Source organism: Massilia luteola (assembly GCF_034420155.1).
GTDB classification, from domain to species: domain Bacteria; phylum Pseudomonadota; class Gammaproteobacteria; order Burkholderiales; family Burkholderiaceae_D; genus Telluria; species Telluria luteola.
Genome location: NZ_JAXOFN010000026.1, coordinates 41,873 through 68,308, shown reverse-complemented (window position 1 = coordinate 68,308; position 26,436 = coordinate 41,873). Strand labels below are relative to the sequence as shown.

Sequence of the window (26,436 nt, the reverse complement as noted above, 5' to 3'; positions counted from 1 at the left end):
CCAAACGATGAGGTGCAAGTCATGACGATGCTGATCCCGTATGCAGGCCTCGCGCCGGTATCGTGGAAGAACGGTGGCGGCAGTACGACCGAGATCGCCGTGTTCCCGCCGGACGCCGGCTTCGACGAATTCGACTGGCGCGTGAGCCTGGCCACGATCGCGAACGACGGGCCGTTTTCCATGTTCCACGGCGTCGAGCGCACGCTGGTGCTGGTCGACGGCCACGGCATGACGCTCGAGATCGACGGCGCGCCCACCTTGCTGTCGAAAGCCGAACCGGTCGCCGCGTTCGACGGCGAGTCGCGCGTGGAGGCCAAGCTGAATCGCGGCGCCAGCACCGACTTCAACGTGATGACCCGCACGGACCGCTGCTGGCACCGTTTCGGACGCCGCCAGCTGGACGGCGACTCCACGTTCGTCGCGCGCGCCGACGTCACCGTGCTGTTCCTGGCCGAAGGCGACAGCCTGGAGCTGTGCAGCGACGACCAGCGCATCAACCTGGTGCGCTTCGACGCCGTCGTGCTCGACCCGGACACGACGTGGCAGCTGCAGGCGGGGCAGGGCGCCATCTTCGTCGTCGACATCCATTACTACGACGACGAACACGACCTCGAACACGAGGACGGCGCCTATGAGTGATGCGGGGGGGAACCGCGCCGACGTGCTGTACACCAACGCGCGCCTGGCGACGCTGGCGGATGGCGATGGCTACGGCATCGACGAGGATGGCGCCGTGGCCGTGCGCGGCGGACGCATCGCCTGGGTCGGACCCCGTGCCGAGGCGCCGCCGGCGCAGCGTGTCCACGATTGCGGCGGCCTGTGGCTGACGCCCGGCCTCGTCGACTGTCACACGCACATCGTCCACGCCGGCAACCGCAGCGACGAATGGGAAGCGCGCCTGAACGGCGCCACCTACGAAGACATCGCACGCGCGGGCGGCGGCATCATGTCCACGGTGCGCGCCACCCGCGCGGCATCCGAAGACGATTTATTCGACGCCAGCCTGCCGCGCATCCGCGCGCTGCTGGCCGAGGGCGTCACGACGCTGGAAATCAAGTCCGGCTACGGCCTCGACCTGGAATCCGAGGCGAAGATGCTGCGCGTCGCGCGCCGCGTGGGCGCGTTGCTGCCGGTGGACGTGTGCACGACGTTCCTCGGCGCGCACGCGCTGCCGCCCGAATACACAGGCCGCGCCGACGACTACATCGACATGCTGTGCGACGCGATGCTGCCGGCGCTGACGGCGCAGGGTCTCGTCGATGCCGTCGACGCGTTCTGCGAGCGCATCGGCTTCTCGCACGACCAGACGGCGCGCGTGTTCGACGTGGCGCGGCGCCTCGGGCTGCCCGTGAAGCTGCACGCGGAGCAGCTGTCGGACCAGGGCGGCGCGGCGCTCGTGGCGCGCCATGGCGGGCTGTCGGCCGACCACCTCGAATGGCTGTCGCCCGAGGGCGTGGCGGCGATGGCGCAGGCCGGCACCGTGGCCGTGCTGCTGCCCGGCGCCTATTATTTTTTGCGCGAGACGCGCATGCCGCCGCTCGCCGAATTGCGCGCCGCGGGCGTGCCGCTGGCCGTCGCCACCGACTGCAACCCGGGCACGTCGCCCATGACGTCGCTGCTGCTGGCGCTGAACATGGCGTGCACGCTGTGGCGCCTGACGCCGCTGGAAGCCTTGCGCGGCGCGACCGTCAATGCCGCGCGCGCCCTCGGCCGCACCGACGTCGGCACACTCGAAGCGGGCAAGCGCGCCGACTTCGCCCTGTGGGACATCGCCCGCCCGGCCGACCTGGCCTACGCCATCGGCGCGAACCCATGCCGCGGCGTCGTCAACGCCGGCGTGTGGCGCACGCCCCGGATCGACGCAACGTAGGGTGGGCGGCTCCCGCCCGCCGGGCACGGCCGATCACGTTAATCGGTTATCCTTGACCACTCGTCCACAACGTCATCGGAAGCCGCATGCTGAGATTCGCCGTGCTGGTGCTCGCCTGCGCCGGCATCTTGTCGTCCGCCCACGCCGAGAACGTGCTGCGCGTGGGCTCGAAGCGCTTCACCGAGTCGTACATCCTGGGCGAGATCCTCACCCAGACCGCGGCGCGCACCGGGCCGGCCGAACATAAGCAGGGACTGGGTAACACGGCCATCGTGCTGGGCGCGCTGCGCTCGGGCGCGATCGACGTCTATCCGGAATACCTGGGCACCATCGACCTGGAAATCCTCAAGAATCCGCAACCGACGTCGCTGGATGCGATGCGTGCCGCGCTGCGTCCGCTGGGCCTCGGCGTGGCCGTGCCGCTGGGGTTTTCCAACGGGTACGCGCTGGCCGTACGCGGCAATGCCGGCCTGCGCCGCCTGTCCGACCTGGCGCTCCACCCGGACATGAAGATCGGCCTGTCGCACGAATTCCTCGGCCGCGCCGACGGCTGGCCGGGCCTCGCGCGGCGCTACGGCCTGGCGCAGCAACCGCGCGGCCTGGACCACGGCATCGCGTACGAGGCGCTGGCGCAGCGCCAGGTCGATGCCATCGACATCTATTCGACCGACGCCAAGATCCGCCAATACGGCCTGCGCGTGCTGGACGACGATAAACACTACTTTCCGCGCTACGACGCCGTGCTGCTGTACCGGCTCGACTTGCCGCAGCGGTTCCCGCAAGCGTGGCGTGCCATCGGGCGGCTGGAGGGCAGTATCACGGCCAGCGACATGATCGCGATGAATGCGGCGGCCGAGCTGGATGGACAGCGTTTCGCGGACATTGCGCGGACGTGGTTGGGTGGGGTGGACGGCTGTGCCGGCGACGCGTCCACGCCACGGGTGAATTGCCGTGGCGTGCGAGCGGTAGCTGAACGCGTGGACGGGAGACCCATCCACTCTACCGTTGTGCGCGACGGGCTGTTGAGTAAAACCTTCGGCAATGGCTTTATGAACCTTGCGCGCCAGCACCTGCTGCTGGTCGTCATGGCCGTCCTGCTGGGCTGCCTCGCCGGCATTCCGCTCGGGATCGTGGCCGCGCTCGTGCCGCGCCTGCGCCAGGCCGTGCTGGCCGTGGCGGGCGTCCTGCAGACCGTGCCGTCGCTGGCCCTGCTGGCGATCCTGATCCCGCTGCTCGGCCGCATCGGCACGGTGCCGGCGCTCGTGGCCCTGTGCGCGTATGCGTTGCTGCCCATCGTGCGCAATACGTGCACGGGGCTGCTGCAGGTGCCGTCCGGGCTGCGCACGGCCGCGCTGGCGCTGGGACTGACCCGGTGGCAATCGCTGCTGCTGGTCGAGATGCCGCTCGCCGCGCCGACGATCCTGGCCGGCGTCAAGACGGCCGCCGTGATGAGCGTGGGCACGGCGACCATCGCCGCGTTCATCGGCGCCGGCGGCTTCGGCGAGCGCATCACGACGGGCCTCGCGCTGAACGACAACGACATGCTGCTGGCCGGTGCGATTCCGGCTGCGCTGCTGGCCTTGCTGACCCAGGCGACCTTCGAGCTGGGCGAGCGCCTGCTGGCGCGCCGTCGCTACAGGGATTGAAGTTTGGAACGGGTGGTGGAGATCGCGTGGTGCAGGATGCGTTCCGCGTGGAAGTCGTTTTCGCGCTGGACGGCGATCGCGTGCAGGCTGCGGGTATAGGTGTCGATCCGGGAACGCAGCCAGGCCCGGTAGACCCACCTGGTAATCGACGTGCTGTGCGGTTTTGTCGGCGTTTTCATGTCCGTGTCCTCGTCAGTGACCACATTGTCCCGCTCGACGCGTTCTTGCATTTGTGATCACTCAATCGAGCCCGGCCAACCAAATGACAGCATTCTGTTACCGAGGTAAGCATTTGTAAGGAACCTGCAAATGCGGCGGACGGAGGCTTATATTGAAACCGTTGGATTCAAGTCTCCCCTCCCCATGACGAATGGGTTCACCCACGGCGCTGCCACGCGGCCCGTGGGTTTTTCTTGTCCGCTTGCGGAAAGAATCAGGCCCCGGCCAGCGCATCCAGGGGCGCGCCCGTGACGCGGCAGATGCGCCAGTCCGGCAAGATCTCGGCGCCCATCGATTTGTAGAAATTGATCGCAGGCGCGTTCCAGTCCAGCACCGACCACTCGAACCGGCCGCAGCCGCGCTCGACGGCCAGGCGTGCCAGGTGTTTCAACATGCGGCTGCCGATGCCCTGGCCACGGTGCGTTTGCCGCACGTACAGATCTTCCAGATACAGGCCGCGCTTGGTCAAGAAGGTCGAGAAATTATGGAAGAACAGCGCGAACGTCACGACTTCGCCATCGGCCTCGCCGACGATGGCTTCGCAGGCGGGATGCGCGCCGAACAAGCCCTCGTGCAATTTCTCTTCCGTCGCCACGACGAGGTGCTCGAGCTTTTCGAACACGGCCAGCTCGACGATCATCGATTGGATGTGGGTAACGTCGGCCGGGGTGGCGGGGCGGATCGCGAAGGTCGTTTCAAGAGTCATGGGGTCGTTTCGATGCAATCGTTGAGGGTGACGGATGGGGCCAATCTGGCGGCCGGGGCGCGCAAGGCCCAGGCGACGCTGCCCAGGCAGACGGCCATGCCCAGCCATTCGGTGAGGCCGGGGCGGTAGTGTTCGAGCTTGATCGACAGCAGCACGGAGATCACGGGCGTGATGACGCCGATGTATACGGCCTTGTTCGAGCCGATGCGGTTGATCAGCGTGAAATAGCAGATGAACGCGACGACCGAGCCGAAGATCGATAGGTGCAGCAAGCCCAGCACATAGCTGGCCGTGCGCGGAACGATGAAGGCCTGGCCCGTCGCGACGCACCATGCCGCGACCATGCACGTGCCCCAGAACATCGACCAGCCCGTCGTGAGCACCAGGTTGCTGGACTCCTCGCGCACCTTGCCGACGACGATGCTGCCGGCCGAGCTGGCGATCGACGCGGCGATGCCGAGCAGGAGGCCGAGGATGAAATGGCCTTGTCCGCCCTGGTGCAGTTCGCGCAGCGCGTTGCCGATCGCGTGCCAGAACAGCAGCGTGACGCCGCCGATCGCGGCCGCGCCGGCGCCCCAGGTGCGGTGGGGAATCGGTGTGCCGAACGCGATGCGCGCGCAGATCGGCGTCCAGAACACCATGAGCGCGAACAGCACGGCGACGAGGGCCGAGACGACGTATTGTTCGGCGTTATACGTGCAGACGTACGACACGCAGAACGTGAAGAAGCCCTGCAGCAAGGCCCAGCGCTGCACGCGCCAGGGCAGCCGCAGCTTGTCGCCGCGCAGCAGGCAGAACGCGAACAGCACCAGCGACGCGAGCGCGAACCGGTAGACGACCGACACGGCGGGCGGGACTTCACCCAGCTCGAGGGTGATCGCGAAGAAGGTCGATCCCCAGATCAGGGAGGCGATGGTGAACAGGGCGTAGGAGGGCATCGCGAAAGTATATCGCGATCCCTCTACTGTCGTGGCCGGTGGCCGATGTCAGTGCGTCACGCGCGTCGTGTAGCCGTTGCTGAGCAGCCGCACGCGCTCGCCCGGCCGGAACATCTCGTCGGCCGCCTGCGTGATGGAGCGCAGTTCGCCGTTGTCAAGCTTGACGGTGATTTCGAAGCCGGGCCGGTTGTTGGCCTGGTTCTCGACGCGGTTGCCGATGATGCCGCCCGCGACGGCGCCCAGGATGCCGACCGCGGCCGAGCCGTTGCCGCCGCCGACCTGGGACCCGCCCAGGCCGCCCAGCGCGGCGCCGGCCATCGTGCCGACGCCGGATTCCGGATTGGCGATGGTGACGTTGCGGACGGATTCCACGGTGCCCATGCGCACCGTCTGTTCATTCATCGTCTGGTAGCTGCTGTAGACGCTGCCCGAGTTCGACGGGCCCGCGCAGGCGGCGAGCACGGCGGTCAGCGAGACGAGGGCGAGGGCGGATAATGGTTTCATATTCGACTCCAGGGCAATTATTCGGACGCGCTTAGCTTACCCGTTCCCGCACCGGCGCGCCGCTGCTCCGGCATTGTAGTAAATCAATATGCCACGTGCAGACGGCGATACAGGAAGCCCAGCACGAACAGGGGGCCGATCAGCAGGAAGCGCAGGTCGTCGAAGAACGAGGGTTTCTTGCCTTCGATCTTGTGGCCGATGAACTGGCCGATCCAGGCGACGACGAAGATCGCGATCGACAGCGGCAGCACGGTGAACGGCGGCATCAGCGCCAGCACGGCCAGCATCACGGCGCTCATCAGGAGCATGCCGAACGCGAACGGCGGCGACAGCCGGAAGTAATACACGAGCGCCGCGAGCACCGCGCCGACGGCAAGCAAAGGGTGGATGCTCCACAGGATGCCCAGCAACGTGAACACGATCACGGGCACGCACACAAAATGGATCAGCTCGTTGGTCGGGTTGCGGTGGCTGTCGCTGTAGTGGTCGAGCAGCACGTCGATCGTGCGCGGCTGGGTCATCGGAGTCTCCTGTCCGTTATTGTGTTTTCGATTCTACACTCGGTTTCATGCCGTGAGCGGGACCAGCAGCGGCGCCGGCGCGCCCTGCACGCGCGGCATCGCCCCCATGTGCATATACGGGTTCGCGGCGAACAATTCGGCCACCCACTCGACGAACACGCGCACCTTGGCCGACAGGTGGCGGTTCTGCGGATACACGAGGTGGACCGGCACCGCATCGCTGCGCCAGTCCGCCAGCACCTGCACCATGCGCCCGGCCTCCACGTGCTTGTCGAGCATGTAATCCGTCATCTGGATGACGCCGAGGCCCGCCAGTCCGGCTTCGACGTAGGCGTTGGAATCGTTCAGCGCGATCACGCCGCGCATGGGCACCTCGATGCGTTCGTCGCCGCGGCTGAAATCCCAGTCGTAGATCTTGCCCGTCTTGGCCGAGAAATAATTGACGCAGCGGTGGCGGTCGAGGTCGCGCGGGTGCTGCGGCATGCCGTAGCGCGCGATGTACCCGGGCGCCGCGGCCGTCAGGAAGTTGAGGACGCCGACGCGCCGTGCGATCAGGCTCGTATCGGTCAACGTGCCGCCGCGCACGGCGCAGTCGACGCCTTCCTCGACGAGGTCGACGGGGCGGTCGGAGCTGCCCAGTTCCAGCATGATGTCCGGATAGCGCTCGAAGAACGCGGGCAGGGCGGGCACGAGGATCTCGCTCGACAACCCGGTCGGCGCGTCCACGCGCAGCCGGCCGCTGGGCGACAGGCGCGTGCGCGACAGCGATTCCTCGGCGTCGCGCACGTCGGACAGGATGCGCAGGCACCGTTCGTAATAGGCGGCGCCGTCCGTCGTCACCGTCACCTGGCGCGTGGTCCGGTGCAGCAGCTTGGCCGACAGCGCCGCCTCGAGCGCCTGCACGAGCGTCGACACCGTCGCCTTGGGCAGGTTCATCAAGTCGGCCGCGCGGGTAAAACTGCCGGCGTCGACGACCTGCACGAAGACTTCCATGGCTTGTAGCTTGTTCATGACACAACCTTGTCTGTAAGGACACCCTTCAATGTCGGGTTTTGATCGCGAATATGTATGATTGTTCAAAAATCTGAACAATGGATTCGCAAATGGACTATTTATTGGATTGTAGATGAAGACTATAGTGTCGGTACGGTAGCTGGTAAATGCGATATTTGTAAAACCCAACGACAGGAGCGGATCATGAAAGCGCATCGCGATGCAGTCGCGGCAGTGTTCGGACTGGTGCTCGGCGTGGCGGCCATGGCAGGCACGGTACTCACCGACGAGTACGCGCATGCGGCCGGTGCCGAGGCGCGTGGCTACGATGCGCTGTTCCACGTCGTCGCGACGGGCGAACAATGCGATGCGAACGCGATCCCGGCCGTGCTGGTGGCGTCCAACGAGGCCGTGCGATGACCGTGGCGCGCAAGCTGGAGAACGGCCATACGCTGGCGGTACGTGACCTGCAGGTCGTGGGCGCGGAACGACCGCTGGCGGCGCGCCTGTACAAGGCGGCGGTCGACGGCAAGCGCGACGTGCTGATCGTGTTCTTCCATGGCGGCGGCTTCGTCGACGGCGATCTGGAATGCTCGGACCCGTTCCTGCGCCAGCTGGCCGAGGCGAGCGGTTACCCGGTCGTACTGTCGTCGGCCTATACGCTGGCGACGGAGAAGCCGTTCCCGGCCGCCGCCGAGGATGCGCATGCCGTGCTGATGTGGGCAAAGAAGAATAAGAGCAAGCTCGGCTGGACAGGCAAGCGCATGCTGGTCGCGGGCATCGAGGCGGGTGCGAACCTCGCCGCCGTGTGCGCCCTGATGGCGCGCGACCGCGGTGCGCCGCAACTGGCCGGCCAGATCCTGCTGATGCCGATGCTGGACCCTGGCCTGTCGACCTGTTCGATGCGCGAGATGCCGACCTGCTCCGAGCGGGCGAAGGTGTTCGACGAGTGCGCGGCCGCCTACCGGGGTTATCTGCCGCACGCGGCCGACCGCAGCCATCCGTATGCATCGCCGCTGCAGTCGAGCCGTTTGAAGAATCTGCCGCCGGCCTTGATCCTGTCGATCGAGGACGACCCGCTGCGCGACGAAGCGGAAGCCTACGGCGGCAAACTGATCCAGTCGGGCGTGCCGACGACGGTCAGGCGCTTGCAGGCGGAACAAGGCCTGCAAGAACCAAATGCACGCAACACGTGTGCCTGTCGAGGCCACGCATTAAGCGAGATCGCCAACTTCATTGCCGGACTCGACGAAGAAGAAGAGCCGGCCAGTTGTTGATCCCGCGGGTCAAGTAATCCACCACTCACGATAAAAACGTGCCCTCGAGGCACGGGAGACCTGTCTTTTCCTGAAAAAGCCTGGGAAGGACCGTTTTCGTCCAATCATTAATAAATAGTTAATAACCGGAGGGCTAACCATGAAACCGATTCAACAATTCCAGATGGCTGTGCGTCCCGTCGTGCTGGCGCTGGGTGCCGCAGGCATCGCGGCCCTGATCGCGGGCTGCTCGGACGCAACCGGCAAGGCCGCCGAGGCGCAGGCCCAGGCGCAGGCCGGTCCGCCGGTGTCGGCCGCGACCGTGCTCGAGAAGCCGATCGCCGAAACCCAGGAATTCTCGGGCCGCCTGGAAGCCATCGAGCACGTCGAGATCCGTCCGCGCGTGTCCGGCTATATCACGGCCGTCAACTTCAAGCCGGGTGCGGAAGTCAAGAAAGGCGACGTGCTGTTCGTGATCGATCCGCGTCCGTACCAGGCCGAAGCCGAGCGCGCCGAGGCGGCCGCGAAATCCGCCCGCGCCAAGGCCGACCTGGCCCGCACCGAGCTGGCCCGTGCCGAGCGCCTGCTGGGCGACAAGGCGATCGCGCAGCGCGAATACGACGCGAGCCTGTCCAGCCAGAAGGAACTCGACGCCACGGCGCGCGCCGCGGAAGCGCAGGCCCAGGCGGCGCGCCTGAACCTGTCGTACACCCGCATCATCTCGCCGATCGACGGCCGCGTGTCGAAGGCCGAGATCACCCTCGGCAACCTGGTCGACGCGTCGAACGTGCTGACGTCCGTCGTGTCGCTGGACCGCATCTACGCCAGCTTCGACGGCGACGAGGAAACCTATCTGCGCGTCGCCAAGCTGGCCCACGACGGCCAGGCGGTGCCGGTGAACGTGGGCCTCGTCAACGAGGACGGCTACCCGCACGAGGGCAAGCTGGAATTCGTCGACAACCAGCTCGACGCGCAGACCGGTTCCGTGCGCATGCGCGCCACGTTCGAGAACAAGGACCGCACCATGGCGCCCGGCCTGTTCGCCCGCGTGCAGATCGGCGGCGGCGACGCGAAGCCCGCCCTGTTGATCACGGACCGCGCGATCGGCACGGACCAGAGCCACAAGTTCGTGTTCGTCGTGGGCGCGGACGGCAAGGCCGAGTATCGCGAAGTGAAGCTCGGCCCTGTCGTCGACGGCCTGCGCGTCGTGCGCACCGGCCTGAAACCGGGCGAGAAGATCGTCGTCAACGGCCTGCAGCGCGTGCGTCCGGGTTCGCCCATCACGGCGCAGATGGTGCCGATGGTCGCGACGCTCGATACGGGCAAGGCGCCCGCCAAGGATGCGGCGCTGGCCATGGCAGACAGCAAATAAGGACAAGAACACATGAACATCTCACGCTTTTTCGTCGACAAGCCGATCTTCGCGGCCGTGCTGTCGGTGCTGGTCTTCGTGGCCGGCCTCATCTCGATCTTCGAGCTGCCGATCTCGGAGTACCCCGACGTCGTGCCGCCCTCCGTGGTGGTGCGCGCCCAGTACCCGGGCGCCAACCCGAAGGTCATCGCGGAAACCGTCGCCACGCCGCTGGAGCAGGAAATCAACGGCGTCGAAAACATGCTGTACATGACGTCGCAAAACACGTCGGACGGCGCGCTGATGCTGACGGTGACCTTCAAGATCGGCACCAACGTCGAGCAGGCCGAGACGGCCGTGCAGAACCGCGTCCAGCGCGCGCTCCCGCGCCTGCCGGACGAAGTGCGCCAGATCGGCGTCACGACGGTCAAGAGCTCGCCCAACATCACGATGGTGGTGCACCTGAAATCGCCGGACGGCCGCTATGACGACCTGTACCTGCGCAACTACGCGACGCTGAACGTCAAGGACGAACTGGCGCGCATCAACGGCATGGGCGAAGTCCAGCTGTTCGGTTCGGGCGACTACGCCATGCGCGTCTGGCTCGATCCGCAGAAGGTCGCCGCGCGCAACCTGACCGCCGGCGACGTCGTGAACGCGATCCGCGAGCAGAACGTGCAGGTGGCGGCCGGCGTCATCGGCCAAGGCCCGTCGAAAGGCGCGGACTTCCAGTTGACCGTCAACACGCAGGGCCGCCTGCAGTCGGTCGAGGAGTTCGGCAACATCGTCATCAAGACCAATGCCGACGGCGCGACCACGCTGCTGAAGGACGTCGCACGCCTGGAAATGGGCTCGAACTCGTACGCCCTGCGCGCGCTGCTGGACAACCAGTCGGCCGTGGCCATCCCCATCTTCCAGGCCCCGAACGCCAACGCGCTGCAACTGTCGGCCGACGTGCGCGCCAAGATGAAGGAGCTGTCGAAAAATTTCCCGGAAGGCGTCGAATACAGCATTGTGTACGACCCGACCCAATTCGTGCGTGAGTCGATCGACTCCGTGATCCACACGCTGGTCGAGGCGGTGATCCTGGTGGCGCTCGTCGTCATCCTGTTCCTGCAGACGTGGCGCGCCTCGGTGATCCCGCTGCTGGCCGTGCCGGTGTCGGTCGTCGGCACGTTCGCGGTGATGCTCGCCTGCGGCTTCTCGATCAACACGCTGTCGCTGTTCGGCCTCGTGCTGGCCATCGGTATCGTGGTGGACGATGCGATCGTCGTGGTGGAGAACGTCGAACGCAACATCGCCAACGGCCTCAATCCGCATGATGCGACCGTGCAGGCGATGAAGGAAGTCTCGGGCCCGATCATCGCGATCGCCCTCGTGCTGTGCGCCGTGTTCATCCCGATCGCGTTCGTGTCGGGCCTGACCGGCCAGTTCTACCGCCAGTTCGCGCTGACCATCGCCATCTCGACCGTGATCTCCGCGTTCTCGTCGCTGACGCTGGCCCCGGCCCTGTCGGCTGCGCTGCTGAAGTCGCACAACGCGCCGAAGGACGGCCTGACCCGCCTGATGGATGCCGTGTTCGGCCGCTTTTTCGCCGCCTTCAACCGCTTCTTCGGCCGCTCGTCGCACAGGTATGAACGCGGCGTGCAGGGCGTCCTGAAGCGCAAGAGCGCCACGCTGGGCGTGTACGTGCTGCTCGGTATCGCGGGCGTCTTCATGTTCAAGGCCGTGCCGCCGGGCTTCGTGCCGTCGCAGGACAAGGCCTACCTGATCGGCTTCGCGCAGTTGCCGGACGCCGCCTCGCTCGACCGCACGGACACCGTGATCCGCAAGATGTCCGACGTGGCCAAGCAGATCCCGGGCGTGGAATCGTCGGTCGCATTCCCTGGCCTGTCGATCAACGGCTTCACCAACGCGCCGAACGCCGGCATCGTGTTCACCACGCTGAAACCGTTCGACGAGCGCAAGGGCAAGGCGCAGAGCGCCGAGGCGATCGCCGCCGAGATCAACAAGCGCATGGGTTCCATCGAGGACGCGTTCGTGATGGTGCTGTCGCCCCCGCCCGTGAACGGCCTGGGCACCACCGGCGGCTTCAAGATGATGATCGAGGACCGTGCCGGCGTCGGCTACGATGAACTGTACAAGGCGATCCAGGCCATCCAGGCCAAGGCCGCCACCGACAAGCGCCTGCAGGGCGTGTTCTCCGGCTACCAGATCAACGTGCCGCAGCTGTTCGCCGACGTCGACCGCGTGAAGGCCAAGCAGCTGGGCGTGCCGCTGGCCGAGATCAACCAGACCTTGCAGATCAACCTCGGTTCGCTGTACGTGAACGACTTCAACCAGTTCGGCCGCACCTACCAGGTGCGCGTGCAGGCCGACGCGCCGTTCCGTTCGCAGCGCGAACAGATCGCACAGCTGAAGGTCCGCAACGACAAGGGCGAGATGATCCCGCTGTCCACGATCATGAAGATCAAGGACACCTACGGACCTGACCGCGTCCAGCGCTACAACGGCTATGTCGCCGCCGAGCTGAATGGCGGCCCGGCACCGGGTGTGTCGTCGGGCCAGGCCCAGGCCGCGATGGAAGAAATCGTCAAGGCCACGCTGCCGAAAGGGATCTCGTACGAATGGACGGACCTGACGTACCAGGACATCCTGGCCGGTAACACCATGATCTACGTGTTCCCGCTGTGCGTGCTGCTCGTGTTCCTCGTGCTCGCCGCGCAGTACGAAAGCTGGACCCTGCCGCTGGCCGTGATCCTGATCGTGCCGATGTCGATCCTGTGCGCCCTGATCGGTGTGAAGCTCACCGGCGGCGACAACAACATCTTCACGCAGATCGCCCTGTTCGTGCTGGTGGGTCTCGCATCGAAGAACGCGATCCTGATCGTGGAATTCGCCCTGGAGCTGGAACACCATGGCCGCAGCATCGTGGCCGCCGCGCTGGAAGCCTGCCACCTGCGCCTGCGTCCGATCCTGATGACGTCGATCGCGTTCATCATGGGCGTGGTGCCGCTGGTGCTGTCGCACGGCGCCGGTGCCGAGATGCGCCATGCGATGGGCGTCGCCGTGTTCGCCGGCATGCTGGGCGTGACGTTCTTCGGCCTGTTCCTGACGCCGGTGTTCTATGTCCTGCTGCGCACCCTGGCCAAGCGTTTCGAACGACCGAAACATGCCCACGCCCACGCCCACGACGCGGCACCGAATGCCGCCGGCGGCGACCATACGGCTGCACTGGAAGGAAACTGATATGAAAAAGATGATCGCAAGGGGTGTGGCCCCGCTGATGGCAGCCTTGCTCTTGAGCGCATGCGCCGCGCCCGAATTCAAGCAGCCGGCCGTCGCCACGCCGACCGCCTTCAAGGAATCGCAGGCGACGCCGGCTGCCGCCGCGAACGATGTGCGCAGCGCCGCCGACGGCACCACGTGGACCGTCGGCCGCCCGGCCGAAGCCCAGCCGCGCGGTGAATGGTGGCGCGCCTTCAACGACGAGACGCTGAATGGTCTCATCGTTGACGCGACGGCGAACAACCAGAACCTGACGGTGGCCGCGGCCCGCGTGAAGGAAGCCCGCGCCATCGCCGGCATCGCCGAAGCGGACCGCATCCCGCAGATCGGCGTCGGCGCCGGTGCCCAGCGCGCCCGCCTGTCGCCGCTGGAAGCGTCGCTGCCGCAGGGCACGCCCGTCGCGGCGGCCAACAGCTACTCCGCGCGGCTGTCGGCCAGCTACGAAGTCGACCTGTTCGGGCGTGTGTCGTCGAACGTGGCGGCGGCGCGCGGCGATGCCGGCGCGGTCGAAGCGACGTACCGCTCGGTGCTGTTGTCGCTGCAGGCCGATGTGGCGCAGGCCTACTTCCGTCTGCGTTCGCTGGATGCCGAAATCGCGACCGTCAACCACACGGTGCAACTGCGCGACGAGAGCGTGCGCGTGACGGGCCGCCGCTTCGACGCGGGCGACATCGGCGAATTCGACCTGTCGCGGGCGAAGACCGAACTGGCGACGGCGCGTTCGGAGGCCATCGGCCTGCAACGCCAGCGCGCGACGACGGAACACGCGCTGGCCGTCCTGCTGGGCAAACCCGCATCGAACTTCGCCGCGCCTTCGCGTCCGCTGCAGGACGCCAGCGCGCTGCCGCTGATTCCGGCCGGCCTGCCATCGACCTTGCTGGAGCGCCGTCCCGACATCGCCAGCGCCCAGCGCTCGATGGAAGCGGCGAACGCCCGCATCGGCGTCGCCCGCTCCGCGATGTTCCCGGCGCTGAGCCTGTCGGCGGGCGCCGGCGGCGTCGGCACCAGCTTCGCCGAAGTCTTCAAGTGGAGCAGCCGTTCGTGGCTGCTGGGCGCCGCGCTGTCGATGCCGCTGATCGACGGTGGCCGCAACCGCAACAACGTCGTGCGCAGCGAGGCGGCACTGGAAGAAGCCGTCGGTTCGTATCGCCAGAGCGTGCTGACGGCCTTCGCCGAGGTCGAGGACAACCTGGCCGGCCTGCGCATCCTGGCAGGGCAGAGCGCCGAGATCGAAGCAGCGGTGATGTCCGCACGCCGTTCGGCCGACCTGGCGCAGAAGCTGTACGACGCGGGCCGCGGCAGCTACCTCGAACTGCTGGATGCGCAGCGCAACCTGGCGAACGTCGAACGCACCGCCGTGCAGCTGCGCGGCGACCGCGCGGTCACCACCGTGGCGCTGATCCGCGCGCTGGGCGGCGGCTGGGATGCGGCACCGGCCGTGGCGAAAGCCGACGATACTGCGCAGGCAAGGAACTGAAGTCCCTGGCTTTACCGTGATTCCGGTAATGCCCTTTGCGGCGGTACGTGAAAGCGTATCGCCGCTTTTTTCTGGCGCCGGCGCTAGAATCGCACCATGCCGATATCACCCGATTCTTCCCAGCTCACCGGCCTCGCGCCCGTCATCGCGCCCGACACGCGCATCCTCATCCTGGGCAGCTTTCCGGGCGCCGCGTCGCTTGCGGCGCAGCAGTATTATGCGCATCCGCGCAATCAGTTCTGGAAGCTGGTCGGTGCGTTGATCGGCGAAGACCTGTATTCGCTGCCCTACGAAGAACGGTTGCCGCGCCTGCTGGCGCACCGCTTCGGTTTGTGGGACGTGCTGGCCGGGTGCGAGCGCGAAGGCAGTCTCGACTCAAGCATCCGCAAGCCGGCGGCCAATGACTTCGAGCGGCTGCACCGGCTGTGTCCCGAACTGGAGACGGTCGGCTTCAATGGGCAAACGTCGGGCAAGTTCGCGCCGCAATTTGAACAGCACGGCTATCGCACCGTCGTGCTGCCGTCGAGCTCTCCGGCGCATATGGCGATGACGTTCGAGCAAAAGTTGGACGTGTGGCGGGGGCTGGTCGACAAGGATTGAGCGCGCCTGATGCTGTCCCGCAAGCTTGTATGCCGCGAAACGCCACGAACTTGGCCCCATGCCTTCGCAGGGGCGACGATCTTACTGCTGGCGAAACAAGTTAGTCAGATCGACCCTGGCCGGTTGACGGACACGTGACGGACGCGTGCCGGTCTTGTGGCCAACGCCACGACCGCGGCCCCGGCTGCGACGATCAGCGCATCCTCGATCAGTCCGCTGCGGGTCTGACCGATACGCGCCATCGCCTGTTTGCGGACGGCGAGGGTGCAGTACGCAAGCGGGACAGCGGTTGCGACCGCGACCGCCGCGCCGGCTTCTTCGCGGCCCCGTGGCGCCAGCGCCGCGCCTGCGATCCCCGCGCTCATGACGCGCGCCAGCAGGCCCAGGAAGACGGTGCGGTCGGGCGCAGTCTTCATCTTGTCACCGAACAGTTCCCCGACGCCCATCGCGAGTGCACCGAACGTAAAGAGAGGGCGATTCAGGAGGAATAGTTGCCCCGTCGTACGGCGGTGCGCGAGGCGTGCCGTCGCGAGGGTCGCCATGGGCGTCATCGAGCGCGCGCTGGCAACGGCGCCGATCAAAGCGGAAGAGAGCAGGCTGCGAAATGTCATCTTGACTGGCTCCTGTGCAAATGAAGGGTTCTCGAACCGCCAAGGCGGATCGAACCCGGCAAGCCAGTGTAGCCAGACGGACGACTTTGCTACGCACGCGTCGCGCGCGGCCCCTTCATGTTGGCCTACGGCACCTCCGCCGCCAGCAGCGCAGCCTGTATCTGCGCTTCGAATTCGTGGACCGGCAAGGGCTTGCCGAACAGGTAGCCCTGGAACGAATGGCAGCCGTGGGCGGCGAGGAAATCGCGTTGCGCGGCCGTCTCCACGCCCTCGGCGATTACGTCCAGTTCCAGGCCCCGTCCCATGGCGATGATCGTCTGGGCCACCATGGCATCCCGGTGGCTGGCCGGCAGGTCGTCGACGAAGGATTTGTCGATCTTGAGTTGCGTGAGCGGCAGCTTCGTCAGGTAATTGAGCGAGGAATTGCCGGTGCCAAAGTCGTCGAGGGAGATACTGAATCCGCTGGCCTTGAGCGTGTGTAATTTGAAGATCGAAGATTCGAGGTCGCCGATCGCCAGGCTTTCGGTCACTTCGAGCTTCAGCTTGTCCGCCGGTGCGCCCGTGTGCCGGATTTCGGCCAGGATGTCGTCGACGAAGGTGTCCGATTCGAACTGGCGCGGGCTGATGTTCACGGCCAAGGTGAGGCCGCGCAGCATGTCATGGCGCGCCCACGCGGCGAGCTGGAGGCAGGCCGTGGCGAGCACCCAGCGTCCGATCGGTTCGATCAGTCCGGTTTCCTCGGCCAGTGGAATGAAGGCGGCGGGCGGGATGGCGCCGCGCTCGGGGTGGGTCCAGCGCAGCAACGCTTCGGCACCGATCGGGCGCTCGTGGGCGTCCACCTGGACCTGATAATGCAGGGTCAGCCGGTTGTCGCGGATCGCGTCGCGCAGTGCCTTTTCGAGCCAGTTGCGGTCGGCGAGTTCGGACTGCATCTCGTCCGCGAAGACGCGGACCGTATCGCGTCCGCTGCGCTTGCTTTTGTAAAGGGCGAGTTCGGCCTGGCACAGCAGGGTATCCGGGGCACCCTCGCCGTCGCGGAACAGGGTGACGCCGAGCGAGCCGGTGCAGGTCAGCCGATGCCCGTCGACGATCGTCGGCTCGGCGATCGTCGTGCGGATGGCTTCCGCGATGGCCAGGGCGCGCGCCGCCGCGGCATGCCAGTCCGTGCCGAGGCGTTCGGCCAGCAGCACGAAACTGTCGCCGCTGAACCGGCCCAGCGTATCGTCCTCGCGCTTGATCGAGCGGATGCGCCGCGCGATTTCCACGAGCAGCTGGTCGCCGACCGCATGGCCCAGGGAATCGTTCAGCTTCTGGAAGTGGTCGAGGTTCACCATCATGACGGCGCCGAACTCCTGGGTGCGCACGGCGCGGGCCATGGCGTGGCTCATGCGGTCCGCGAGCAGCATGCGGTTCGGCAGGTCGGTGAGGTGATCGAAGAGCTTGAGGTGTTCGGCCAGCGCGTGGGCCTGCTTTTCCGCGGAGATGTCCTGGAGGTTGCCGATGTAACGGATCGTCCGGCCCTGCGCGTCCGGTACGGCGGTGATCGAGAGCCGGGCCGTGTACAGGCCGCCGTCGCGGTTCCGGTTGATCACTTCACCCGTCCAGTAGCCGGTCGCCGTCAGCGTGGTCCACATGGATTCGTAAAAGACGGCGTCGTGCAGTCCGGAGCGGAGGATGCGCGGATTCTGGCCGATGGCGTCTGCCGCCGCATAGCCGCTGATGCGCGTGAAGGCGGCGTTGACGCGCTCGATGTTGCCGTCGGCATCGGTGATCAGCATGCCGTCCTGGCTTTCGAAGGCGACCGAGGCGATGCGCTGTTCGCGGTCGGCGCGGCGGCGCTCCGTGATGTCGCGCGCGACGGCGAGGACGCCCGCGACCTCGCCTTCCGCGGCGTGGATCGGCACCTTGATCACTTCCAGGTCGCGCATGGCGCCATCCGGTGCCGCGATGGTTTCCTCGTACCTGCGCGGCTGGCCGGTACGCAGCACGTCCTCGTCGTTTTCCTTGATGAACGCGGCGAATGCCTTGTCGGCGAAAAGCTCGTCGTCGGTGCGGCCGATGATCCTGTCGCGCGGCAGGCCGAGCAGGGCCTGGGCGCCGGCGTTGCAGTGGACGTAGACGTTGTTCCTGTCCTTCAGCACCATTGCGTCCGGGCTGTTTTCGACGAGCGTGCGCAACTGGGCCTGCTCGACGCCGAGCGCGCGGGCGGTCTGCTCGAGCTGCGCGTTCTTGTGCTGGATTTCGGCTGTGCGCGCATGGACGGCGCGGCGCAGGATCCGGATCCACAACAGGGTGGCGGCCAGTGCCGCCAGCGCGCCGAGCACCACGATCGCCACGAGGCGCAGGTAAGGCTGGAACTCCACCGGCCGGGTGAACCACTTGCTGCGCAGCGCCTCGCGCTCGGCCGGTGTGATGCGCCCCATGCCTTCCGCGACGAGCGCGAAGGTCGCCGTGTCGCCCTTTGCGACGGCCCAGTGGAACTGTCCCGAATACAGCGTGAACGCCTTGGTGAACTTCTTCTGGTCGCGATAGAGGTAGAGATAGTAGTTCGCCGGACGGTCGTCCATGCAGAAGATCTTGATGTCGCCGGAGCGGGCCGCGTTCAGGATGGCGACATAGCTGGGGTAGGTCACCTGGTTCGTGATGCCCTGCTTCGCCAGTTGTTCCACGCAGGCGTCGCCGCGCTGTACGCCCACCGCGAAACCGCTCATCGAGCGCACGTCGTGGATGCCGGAAATCGACGGATCGACATAGATGCTGGCCGACAGGCGGTCGTATGGCCGGGAGAAATCGTAGAGCGGTTCACGTGCCGGGGTACGGAAAATCATGTCGATCACGTCCGCCCGGCCGTCGCGCAGCGCCTGTTGCGCATCCGCCCATTGCATGGGCTGGAGATCGACGTGGACGCCGGTTTTTTGTTCCCAGAGGTGCCAGAGGTCGACGATATATCCCTCGGGACGTCCGTCCGGGTTGAGGAACAGGAAAGGCGGATAGTTGTTGTCGGCGACGACGCGCAGGGGCTTGGCGTCGGCGTGTGACACGAATGCCAGGAGCGCGAACGCGGTCGCGATCCAGCGCCGGATGACGCTCCACGGCATGGCGGAACACATTGAGCCCATCGCCTTCCCCTTCGTGTCGACAGTGGCGTCATCTGTTGCGCCCGATCTTTCTCTGGATACAAGCTTAACATGGATATCGGGCGGTTCAGCGGCGTGTTGCCTCTTGATCACGATCCGGCTGGCGGCATCGTCATCCCTTTTTTTTCGCGGCAACGGCCCCATATCGGATGCATCCCCATTCACGGCGCCACGACCCAGGCTGGCGCCGCTTTTCCCCGACCCTCAGCAGGCAATGCGTGACCAGCGTCCCGAGGATGACGTTGCGACGGCTATTCGTCATCGAGGGCGCGTGCCGGTGCCGGGCGGGACGACGTCGAAAGGAAAACCATGAAAGAAGAGCTGATCGAAATGCATGGCAAGGTCACCGAGGTGCTGCCGGAGCTGCGTTTCCGGGTGGACCTCGAGAACGGTCATCAGCTGATTGCGTACACGTCCGGCCGGATGAAGAAGAACCACATCCGCATCATCGCCGGCGACCGCGTCACGCTGGAGATGTCGCCGTATGACCTGAGCAAGGGCAGGATCGTGTTCCGCCATCTCGAAACGCGCGGCATGCCCGCGCCGTCGGCCGCACGCCAGCGCCGCCGCTGATCGACACGGATCGGCACGGATCGAAATCAGTACAACTGCACGCTGTTCGCGCTCTGGCGCCGCAGGTGCGCCAGCTTGGCCGAGTACAGCTGGCGGTTGTCGGACTTCGTGCTGGTGTCGATCGCCTGCGCGAGCTGTTCCCGCGCCGCCTGCGCCTCGCCCAGGCGCAGCAGCGTCACCGCCAGCCAGAAGTGGAATTCGTCGTAGTAGGGCGCGCGCTTGACCTCGCGTTCGAACAGCTTGCGCGCGGCGTCGTAGTCGCCTGCCTTGAGCGCGACCATGCCCTTGTCGAAGTACTGGAACGGCGGGACCGGTTCGACGGCGGCCACGCGCCGCGCCATCTCGGCCGCTTCGGCCGGGCGGCCCGTCGCCGCCAGCAGGGGCCCCAGGTTCTGCATCACGACGATGCTTTCCGGCTCGCGTTCGAGCGCGGTGCGCAGCGCCTTTTCGGCCATGACGAGATCGCCGTGGCGCTGGTAGATCACGCCCAGCGTGTTGTAGGCGATGGCGCTCGGCGGATTGGTCGCCACCGCGGCGCGCGCCCACCAGTAGGCGTCGTCGAGCTTGCCCTGCACGAGGGATTCGGCGGCGCGGTTGTTGAGGTAGAGCGCGACGATGTCTTCTTCTTCCAGCTGGCGGCTGCGCAGGCGGCTCGCGTCCGGCGGCGGCAGGAAGTCGACGACCAGTTCGTGCTCGGATGTTTCGTCGTACAGCAGGCCGGCGGGCCGGCGGTGGCCGAGGGCGATGTTGACGTGGGACGAGACGAGGTAGATGCCGCCGTCGCGGCTCCACGTCTCGTCCGCCATCACGCTGCGGAAGTGCACCGTCATGCCCAGCTCGCGCGCGAAGGCGGCCGTCATGAGGACGAGCGACAGGCAGTTGCCGGCGCGCGCCGCATAGGTCTCGGCGGCCGTGCGGGTACGGCTGGAATCGTATTCGAGTTTCAGGTCGGTCTTGCTGTACAGCGCGTCGATCAGGCCGCGTTCCAGGCCCTTGTTGCGCAAATGCGCTTCGAAGGCGGGACTGTGGAGATAGGCCCGCATCGCGGGGCTCAGCGTGAACAGGTTGCGCGCGCCGATGGTTTCCGACGGCGGCTTGAAGGACGCGTCGGCGAACAGCGGCGGCGGCGCGGCGAGTTGCGGAGTGCTGGCGCAGCCGCCCAGCAGCAGGGGTATCAGGATGAACAGGGACGCCAGGCGGTTCATATCTCCTCCTCGGCCGGCGATTCGTCGATTATCGGTCTTATGACTCGAAGTATCTGCCGGTCCGGGGCGGAAGTAAAGACGCGCTATTGGTCGACGTGGAAGGCTTCGTGCAGTTCGTCGAGCAGCTCGGCCGTTTCTTCGTCCGAGAGGCCGAGATAGGCCATCGCCTGCGCGCCGCCCTTGTTCCACTCGAGCGATTCGGCGTCGCCCTGGTATTTGCGGATCGCGCTTTCGGCCAGCAGCGACAACGCCACGAGCGAGCGCACCGTCGACGTCGTGTCGACATCGTCCAGGACCGCGTAATCGTGGTGGTGCAGGATGGACCAGGCGACATCTTCCGACAGGCCCCAGTTGCGCGCCAGCAGGGTGCCGATGGTCGTGTGGCTCGTGTTGTGGCGTTCGTTTTCCAGCGCCGTGAACGGACGGTCCGCGTCCAGCGAGGCGCACGCATAGGTGCTCGCGTAGTCGGCGAAGCGGTCCATCAGGAGCGGCACGCCCGTGTCGCAGAACAGGCCGAACGTGTGCGCCACGTCCGCCTCGCCGATGCGCAGGCGGCGCGACAGGAAGACCATCGCCTCGGCCCGCCGGCTCGACACTTCCCAGAAACTGGCCAGTGCGGCGCTGTTCGCCGGAATCGCCTGGCGCGCGAGCAGGCCCGTCATCAGGGACGCGACCTGGTTAATGCCGAGGAACAGGATCGCCTGCTCGATCGACTTGGCCTTGCGGCGGCCGCCGAAGATGGACGAGTTGGCGAGTTTCAGCAGGGCGCCCGACATGCCGACGTCGCTGGCGACGATGCGTCCGATCACGGCCGGACTCGGGTCGGGCGACGCGAGTTCCCGTTGCAGGTCTGCGAGCAGGCTGGGACGGGGCGGGATCCGGATCGACTTGATGAGGGCGTCGACGGGATCCTCGGCGGCGGCGCTCGAACGCGCCTGGGCAGCTGCTGTACTCATGACTGGACGGGGAAGAACGGATGATGCTGCACGGAAATACGTGCGAAGTTTGTCACTATAAACCAGTGCTGTCGAAGTTGCAGCAAAGTATTGCTTTTGTGTAGCAAAACAGACAGTGCGACCGGTCGAATCTTAACAATATAGAATTGCTTTATGTCTTCAATCATCCTCGCCGGCATCGATTTTTCCGCTCCCTCCCACCTGGTCGCACGCCAGCTGATCGGCGTGACGGTGCTTGTCGACGGCGTCGGCGGGCGCATCGTCGAGACGGAAGCCTATGACGGCGAAGATCCCGCCTCGCACAGCTATTCCGGCCCGACCGACCGCAACTTCGCGATGTTCGGACCGCCGGCCCACGCCTATGTCTATCGCTCCTACGGCATCCACTGGTGCCTGAACTTCGTCTGCCGGGAAGAGGGGCATGGCGCCGGGGTCCTGATCCGCGCGCTCGAACCCGTGACGGGACTGGACACGATGTTCGAGCGGCGCGGCACGCACGACCACTGGCTGTTGTGTTCCGGGCCCGGCAAGTTATGCCAGGCGCTGGGCGTGACGCGCGCGTTGAATGGCCGGTCGCTCGCCGCGGCACCGTTCGAACTGGCGCCGGCGCCGGCCGGCATCGAGGTGGTCAGCGGACCGCGCATCGGGATTTCCAAGGCCGTCGACGTGGCCTGGCGCTTCGGCCTCGCGGGCTCGCGCTGGGTCAGCAAGCCCTTCCGCTGAGGGCCGTCAGCCGTTGGCGGCGCGGCGCGGGCGGGGCGTGTCCGCGTCGGCGCGCGCAGTCCGGTGTTCGAGCACCGGGCGGCCGCGCAGCGGGCTGTCCGGGGCGCGCCGCTCGAGCGCGGCCGCTGCCTGGCCCTGGCCGTCCTCGATGCGGAAGATCGACACGGCGCGCGCCAGGTTGACGGTCTGTTCGTGCAGGCTGGCCGCCGCCGCCGCGGCCTGTTCGACGAGGGCGGCGTTCTGCTGCGTCATGTCGTCCATCTGCCCGACCGCGAGATTGACTTCGGCGATGCCGTCGGCCTGCTCGGTGCTGGCGGCGCTGATGCGGTTGATGATGTCGTTCACCTGCCGCACGGAGGCGACCACGCTGCCCATGCTCGATCCGGCTTCGTTGACGGATGCGCTGCCGTTGTCGATGATCGCCACCGAATCGGCGATCAGCGCCTTGATTTCCTTGGCGGCGGAGGCGGAGCGCTGGGCCAGCGTGCGCACTTCGCTGGCGACGACGGCGAAGCCGCGGCCTTGTTCGCCGGCGCGCGCCGCTTCGACGGCGGCGTTCAGCGCCAGCAGATTGGTCTGGAACGAGATGCCGTCGATGACGCCGGTGATCTCGACGATCTTGCGCGAACTGGCGCGGATCGATTCCATCGTGGCGACGGCGCGGTCGACGGCCTGGCCGCCGCCGGCCGCCAGCCGGGCCGCCTCGGCCGCGAGTTCCGTCGCCAGGCGGGCGTTGTCGGCATTGCCCTTGACGGCCAGGGTCAGCGTCTCCATCGCGCTCGCCGTCTGCTGCAGCGAACCGGCCTGCAGTTCGGTGCGCGTCGACAGGTCCAGGTTGCCGGTGGCGATTTCCTGCGACGCCGTGTCGATCGAACGCACCGAATCGAGCACGCTGCGCAGCGTCGTGTTCAGGTTGGAGATGGTCTGGTCGAGCGCGCGCGCGGTATCGGCGATCTCGTCGCGGCCGTCGTTGTGGGCGCTGGCGCACAGGCGGCCCTCGGCCAGCTCGCCCATGACGGCCGAGATGGCGCCGATGTCGCGCAGCATGGCGCGGCGCACGAACATCGTCACGGCCAGCGAGACGGCGATCGACAGCATGACCAGCACGGCCATCCACGTGCCCAGGTCGTGGAATTCCGTGCGCGCGGCGTCATACGCCTGTTCGCTGAGGGCCTTTTCCAGTGCGGCCAATTGCGCCAGCTGCTGGTTCAGTACCATGAATTCCTTTTCCGCCTTCTGCATCGAGTTGGTGGCGATCGACTGGTCGACCTGCGCCATCTCGATCGTGTCCTGCACGGCCTTGCGGTAGGCCGCGAGCGCCGCCAGCGACGCCTCCACGGGCTTGCGTTCGGCGCCGGCGGTCGTGCGCGCCAGTTCCTGCAATTGCGCCTGCACGGCCGCGTGGCGCTTGCCGATGTCCGCGATCAGTGCATCGAGGCGGTTCTTGGCAAAGCTGCCGTTGATCCAGGCCAGCAGCTGATAGGCGTTGGCGTGGACGTACTTGGCGTCGCCCGCCACGTCGGCCACGCTTTTCAGGCGCGCGGCGCGGACCTGCACGATGTTTTCCAGCGACGCGTTCTGGCGCACCATCCCGTACCAGGCGGCACCGGACAGCATCAACAACAGCACCAGTACCATGCCGGGCGCCAGCAGCAGCTTGGGGCCGATCCGTAGCTTTTTCAGCATGTTGCGCCTCACTTCTTGTACAGGCCCGCCTCCAGCACGACGCCGTTGACGAGCAGGATGTAGGTCGTCTTCGGCTCGATCTTGCCGCTGGTCGGATTTTTATACTGGTAGTCGACCCAGCCCTTGCCCTTGGCGGCGGCCAGTTCGATGATCTCGCGGCGGTATTTCTTGCCGTTGGCATCGGGAACGTCCGTCAAGTCCTTGCCGACGATCGACGGGTTGTACGGATGGGCCAGCACGATGCCGGTCTTGACGTCGCGCATGTCGATATACAGCGAGCCCTGGACGAACTCCGGATCCTTGGCCGAGATGCGTTTCATCACTTCTTCCTTGCCCTTCGCCTTGATCATGGCGGCGCCGCGCTCGGCCATGGCGATCGCATCATTTTCGGTCGGTTCGGAAGCCAATGCGCCGGCGCAGGACAGGCACAGGACGGCAGCGGTTACGGTTGCGGTCGTTTTCATAGGACGTCCTTTCGGGGAAAGATGGATAGGTCTAAATGTTGCCTATTTGCATTTCCTACTTTACGCCGCGGTCCCGGCCGTCCTGTTGTGCTAACGCAAGCGGCCTCCGATGTGCGGCCGCAATGGCAACGCTGATCTTTCGCAGTGCATGTGGAAATGGGTGAGAAATGGCACGTGAACTTGACTCGCGGCAACTCGGCGGCGATATCGGCTGCCTACCATCGGTTCCTGTCGGCAATTATTTCCATGCGTCACCTTTTGCTGTCATCAACCATTTCCCTCAGGAGAACTCCCGTGACCCTAGCCACGACGCCCGCCAAGTTCAAGCCGTACACCCGCCAGTCGATCCAGAGTGCCCGCCAGTGGCAATGGATGAGCCCCGACCTGCAGGAAGCGGTGCAGGTGGTCTCCCATGTGCTGCCGTTCCGCACGAATGAATATGTGATGGATCAGCTGATCGACTGGAACAATATCCCGGACGATCCGATATATCGCCTGACGTTTCCCCATCGCGACATGCTGCCCGCGCAAGAATACGAGCAGTTGCGCGACCTGGTGCTGGTCGGGAAGGACGCCGCCGCGATCGCCAAATTCGTGCATGCCATCCGCATGCGCATGAACCCGCACCCGGCCGGCCAGATGACGCACAATGTGCCGCGCGTAAACGACGCCCCGCTCAAGGGCCTGCAGCACAAATACAAGGAAACCGTGCTGTTCTTCCCCAGCGCGGGCCAGACGTGCCATGCCTATTGCACGTTCTGCTTCCGCTGGCCGCAGTTCGTCGGCATGGAAGAGATGAAGTTCGACGCGCGCGAGTGCACGGAGCTCGTGTCCTACCTGGCCACGCATCCGGACGTGACGGACGTCCTGATCACGGGCGGCGATCCGATGATCATGAATACGCGCTCGCTGGCCGAGTTCATCGAACCGCTGCTGGCGCCCGAACTGGCGCACATCCAGAACATCCGCATCGGCACGAAATCCGTCGCGTACTGGCCGCAGCGCTACGTGTCGGACAAGGACAGCGACGACCTGATGCGCCTGTTCGAAAGCGTCGTCAAGGCCGGCAAGAACCTCGCGCTGATGGGGCACTACAACCATGCGGTCGAGCTGCGCCAGCCTATCGCCCAGCAGGCCGTCAAGCGCATCGTCGGCACGGGCGCCACCTTGCGCATGCAGGGACCGCTGATCCGCCACATCAACGAAGACCCGAACAGCTGGGCCGAACTGTGGACGACGGGTGTGCGCCTGGGTGCGATCCCCTATTACATGTTCGTCGAGCGGGATACCGGCCCGCGCGAGTACTTCGCGCTGCCGCTGGCGCGCGCGCACGAGATCTTCCAGGCCGCGTACAGCATGGTGTCCGGGCTGTCGCGTACCGTGCGCGGCCCGTCGATGAGCGCCTTCCCGGGCAAGGTCGTGATCGACGGCGTGGTCACGATCAATGGCGAGAAGCTGTTCGCGCTGCAGTTCCTGCAAGCGCGTAATCCGGAATGGGTGCGGCGGCCGTTCTTCGCGAAATACGACCCGCACGCCACCTGGCTCGATCACCTGAAACCCGCGTTCGGCCGCAAGAAGTTCTTCTTCGAAGGCGGCGAGGACGACCACGACGACCTCAAAGCGCTGGGCCGCGTGATCCCGATCCAGCCGGCGCGCACGCACGATGCGCGCGCCAGCGACAGCCAACCCGACGCGGCTTGAGCCGCAGGAGG

Annotated in this window: 24 protein-coding genes; 12 read left to right on the top strand and 12 right to left on the bottom strand. The window is 66.2% G+C overall.

Translation table 11 applies throughout. The annotated features are described in order from the left end of the window. Nucleotides 1-21: 21 nt before the first annotated feature. The 3 genes from U9J41_RS22580 (at nucleotide 22) to U9J41_RS22570 (ending at nucleotide 3,516) form a co-directional block, all read left to right on the top strand. Entirely contained in the window at nucleotides 22-639 is a 618-nt protein-coding gene (locus tag U9J41_RS22580; protein WP_322404402.1) for a HutD/Ves family protein, read from the top strand. Further along, nucleotides 632-1,870 carry an imidazolonepropionase gene (hutI, locus tag U9J41_RS22575; protein ID WP_322404401.1) on the top strand — a complete coding sequence of 413 codons (1,239 nt, stop codon included), beginning with the start codon at nucleotides 632-634 and terminating at the stop codon, nucleotides 1,868-1,870. Before U9J41_RS22580 ends, hutI begins: the two co-directional genes overlap by 8 nt. A gap of 86 nt (nucleotides 1,871-1,956) precedes the next feature. Beyond that, nucleotides 1,957-3,516 (top strand): ABC transporter permease/substrate-binding protein, encoded by a 1,560-nt coding sequence (locus U9J41_RS22570; protein WP_322404400.1) that lies wholly within the window; start codon nucleotides 1,957-1,959, stop codon nucleotides 3,514-3,516. On the opposite strand, the gene U9J41_RS22565 is transcribed toward U9J41_RS22570, so the two are convergent. The 6 genes from U9J41_RS22565 to U9J41_RS22540 form a co-directional block, all read right to left on the bottom strand. Further along, nucleotides 3,504-3,695, bottom strand: coding sequence for a hypothetical protein (locus tag U9J41_RS22565; RefSeq protein WP_322404399.1), 192 nt, complete (start codon nucleotides 3,693-3,695; stop codon nucleotides 3,504-3,506). The genes U9J41_RS22570 and U9J41_RS22565 overlap by 13 nt on opposite strands. 254 nt (nucleotides 3,696-3,949) lie before the next feature. Further along, a complete protein-coding gene (locus U9J41_RS22560) occupies nucleotides 3,950-4,441 on the bottom strand; it encodes a GNAT family N-acetyltransferase (RefSeq protein WP_322404398.1) in 492 nt (163 codons plus the stop codon). Further along, nucleotides 4,438-5,379 (bottom strand): DMT family transporter, encoded by a 942-nt coding sequence (locus U9J41_RS22555; protein ID WP_322404397.1) that lies wholly within the window; start codon nucleotides 5,377-5,379, stop codon nucleotides 4,438-4,440. Before U9J41_RS22555 ends, U9J41_RS22560 begins: the two co-directional genes overlap by 4 nt. 48 nt (nucleotides 5,380-5,427) lie before the next feature. Next, nucleotides 5,428-5,883, bottom strand: coding sequence for an outer membrane lipoprotein (locus tag U9J41_RS22550; RefSeq protein ID WP_322404396.1), 456 nt, complete (start codon nucleotides 5,881-5,883; stop codon nucleotides 5,428-5,430). Nucleotides 5,884-5,966: 83 nt separating this feature from the next. After that, nucleotides 5,967-6,404, bottom strand: coding sequence for an Mpo1 family 2-hydroxy fatty acid dioxygenase (locus U9J41_RS22545; RefSeq protein WP_322404395.1), 438 nt, complete (start codon nucleotides 6,402-6,404; stop codon nucleotides 5,967-5,969). A gap of 45 nt (nucleotides 6,405-6,449) precedes the next feature. Continuing rightward, nucleotides 6,450-7,415 carry a LysR family transcriptional regulator gene (locus U9J41_RS22540; protein ID WP_322404394.1) on the bottom strand — a complete coding sequence of 322 codons (966 nt, stop codon included), beginning with the start codon at nucleotides 7,413-7,415 and terminating at the stop codon, nucleotides 6,450-6,452. Between the two features lie 186 nt (nucleotides 7,416-7,601). On the opposite strand from U9J41_RS22540, the gene U9J41_RS22535 reads away from it, so the two are divergent. From U9J41_RS22535 to U9J41_RS22510, 6 genes are all read left to right on the top strand, one after another. Then, on the top strand, nucleotides 7,602-7,817 hold the full coding sequence (locus U9J41_RS22535; protein WP_322404393.1) for a hypothetical protein: 216 nt from the start codon (nucleotides 7,602-7,604) through the stop codon (nucleotides 7,815-7,817). After that, nucleotides 7,814-8,674: an alpha/beta hydrolase gene (locus U9J41_RS22530; RefSeq protein WP_322404392.1), complete on the top strand. Its 861-nt coding sequence runs from the start codon at nucleotides 7,814-7,816 to the stop codon at nucleotides 8,672-8,674. Before U9J41_RS22535 ends, U9J41_RS22530 begins: the two co-directional genes overlap by 4 nt. 139 nt (nucleotides 8,675-8,813) lie before the next feature. After that, nucleotides 8,814-10,025, top strand: coding sequence for an efflux RND transporter periplasmic adaptor subunit (locus tag U9J41_RS22525; protein WP_322404391.1), 1,212 nt, complete (start codon nucleotides 8,814-8,816; stop codon nucleotides 10,023-10,025). A gap of 12 nt (nucleotides 10,026-10,037) precedes the next feature. Continuing rightward, complete coding sequence (locus tag U9J41_RS22520) at nucleotides 10,038-13,253, top strand: efflux RND transporter permease subunit (protein WP_322404390.1); 3,216 nt, start codon at nucleotides 10,038-10,040, stop codon at nucleotides 13,251-13,253. 1 nt (nucleotide 13,254) lies between these two features. Continuing rightward, a complete protein-coding gene (locus U9J41_RS22515; protein ID WP_322404389.1) occupies nucleotides 13,255-14,769 on the top strand; it encodes an efflux transporter outer membrane subunit in 1,515 nt (504 codons plus the stop codon). A gap of 96 nt (nucleotides 14,770-14,865) precedes the next feature. Further along, nucleotides 14,866-15,369, top strand: coding sequence for a DNA-deoxyinosine glycosylase (locus U9J41_RS22510; protein ID WP_322404388.1), 504 nt, complete (start codon nucleotides 14,866-14,868; stop codon nucleotides 15,367-15,369). 104 nt (nucleotides 15,370-15,473) lie between these two features. Here the strand turns inward: U9J41_RS22510 and U9J41_RS22505 are convergent, their stop codons facing one another. Further along, nucleotides 15,474-15,980 (bottom strand): hypothetical protein, encoded by a 507-nt coding sequence (locus U9J41_RS22505; protein WP_322404387.1) that lies wholly within the window; start codon nucleotides 15,978-15,980, stop codon nucleotides 15,474-15,476. Nucleotides 15,981-16,105: 125 nt separating this feature from the next. Next, nucleotides 16,106-19,090, bottom strand: coding sequence for an EAL domain-containing protein (locus tag U9J41_RS22500; RefSeq protein WP_322404386.1), 2,985 nt, complete (start codon nucleotides 19,088-19,090; stop codon nucleotides 16,106-16,108). A gap of 336 nt (nucleotides 19,091-19,426) precedes the next feature. Between U9J41_RS22500 and infA the strand changes: the two genes are divergently transcribed. Then, the gene (infA, locus tag U9J41_RS22495; protein ID WP_322404385.1) at nucleotides 19,427-19,690 is read left to right on the top strand and encodes a translation initiation factor IF-1; all 264 of its coding nucleotides are present in this window, start codon (nucleotides 19,427-19,429) and stop codon (nucleotides 19,688-19,690) included. 26 nt (nucleotides 19,691-19,716) lie between these two features. Here infA and U9J41_RS22490 read toward each other — a convergent pair whose 3' ends face one another. Together U9J41_RS22490 and U9J41_RS22485 are read right to left on the bottom strand one after the other, a co-directional pair. After that, complete coding sequence (locus U9J41_RS22490; protein ID WP_322404384.1) at nucleotides 19,717-20,895, bottom strand: tetratricopeptide repeat protein; 1,179 nt, start codon at nucleotides 20,893-20,895, stop codon at nucleotides 19,717-19,719. An 83-nt stretch (nucleotides 20,896-20,978) separates the two neighbouring features. Next, the gene (locus tag U9J41_RS22485) at nucleotides 20,979-21,851 is read right to left on the bottom strand and encodes an HDOD domain-containing protein (RefSeq protein ID WP_322404383.1); all 873 of its coding nucleotides are present in this window, start codon (nucleotides 21,849-21,851) and stop codon (nucleotides 20,979-20,981) included. Between the two features lie 153 nt (nucleotides 21,852-22,004). Here U9J41_RS22485 and U9J41_RS22480 point away from each other — a divergent pair, with 153 nt between their 5' ends. Beyond that, nucleotides 22,005-22,574 carry a DNA-3-methyladenine glycosylase gene (locus U9J41_RS22480; protein ID WP_322404382.1) on the top strand — a complete coding sequence of 190 codons (570 nt, stop codon included), beginning with the start codon at nucleotides 22,005-22,007 and terminating at the stop codon, nucleotides 22,572-22,574. A 6-nt stretch (nucleotides 22,575-22,580) separates the two neighbouring features. On the opposite strand, the gene U9J41_RS22475 is transcribed toward U9J41_RS22480, so the two are convergent. Next, entirely contained in the window at nucleotides 22,581-24,260 is a 1,680-nt protein-coding gene (locus U9J41_RS22475; protein ID WP_322404381.1) for a methyl-accepting chemotaxis protein, read from the bottom strand. A gap of 8 nt (nucleotides 24,261-24,268) precedes the next feature. Next, entirely contained in the window at nucleotides 24,269-24,724 is a 456-nt protein-coding gene (locus U9J41_RS22470) for a cache domain-containing protein (protein ID WP_322404380.1), read from the bottom strand. A gap of 372 nt (nucleotides 24,725-25,096) precedes the next feature. On the opposite strand from U9J41_RS22470, the gene U9J41_RS22465 reads away from it, so the two are divergent. After that, nucleotides 25,097-26,425 (top strand): KamA family radical SAM protein, encoded by a 1,329-nt coding sequence (locus U9J41_RS22465; protein ID WP_425260943.1) that lies wholly within the window; start codon nucleotides 25,097-25,099, stop codon nucleotides 26,423-26,425. The last annotated feature ends 11 nt before the right edge of the window (nucleotides 26,426-26,436 follow it).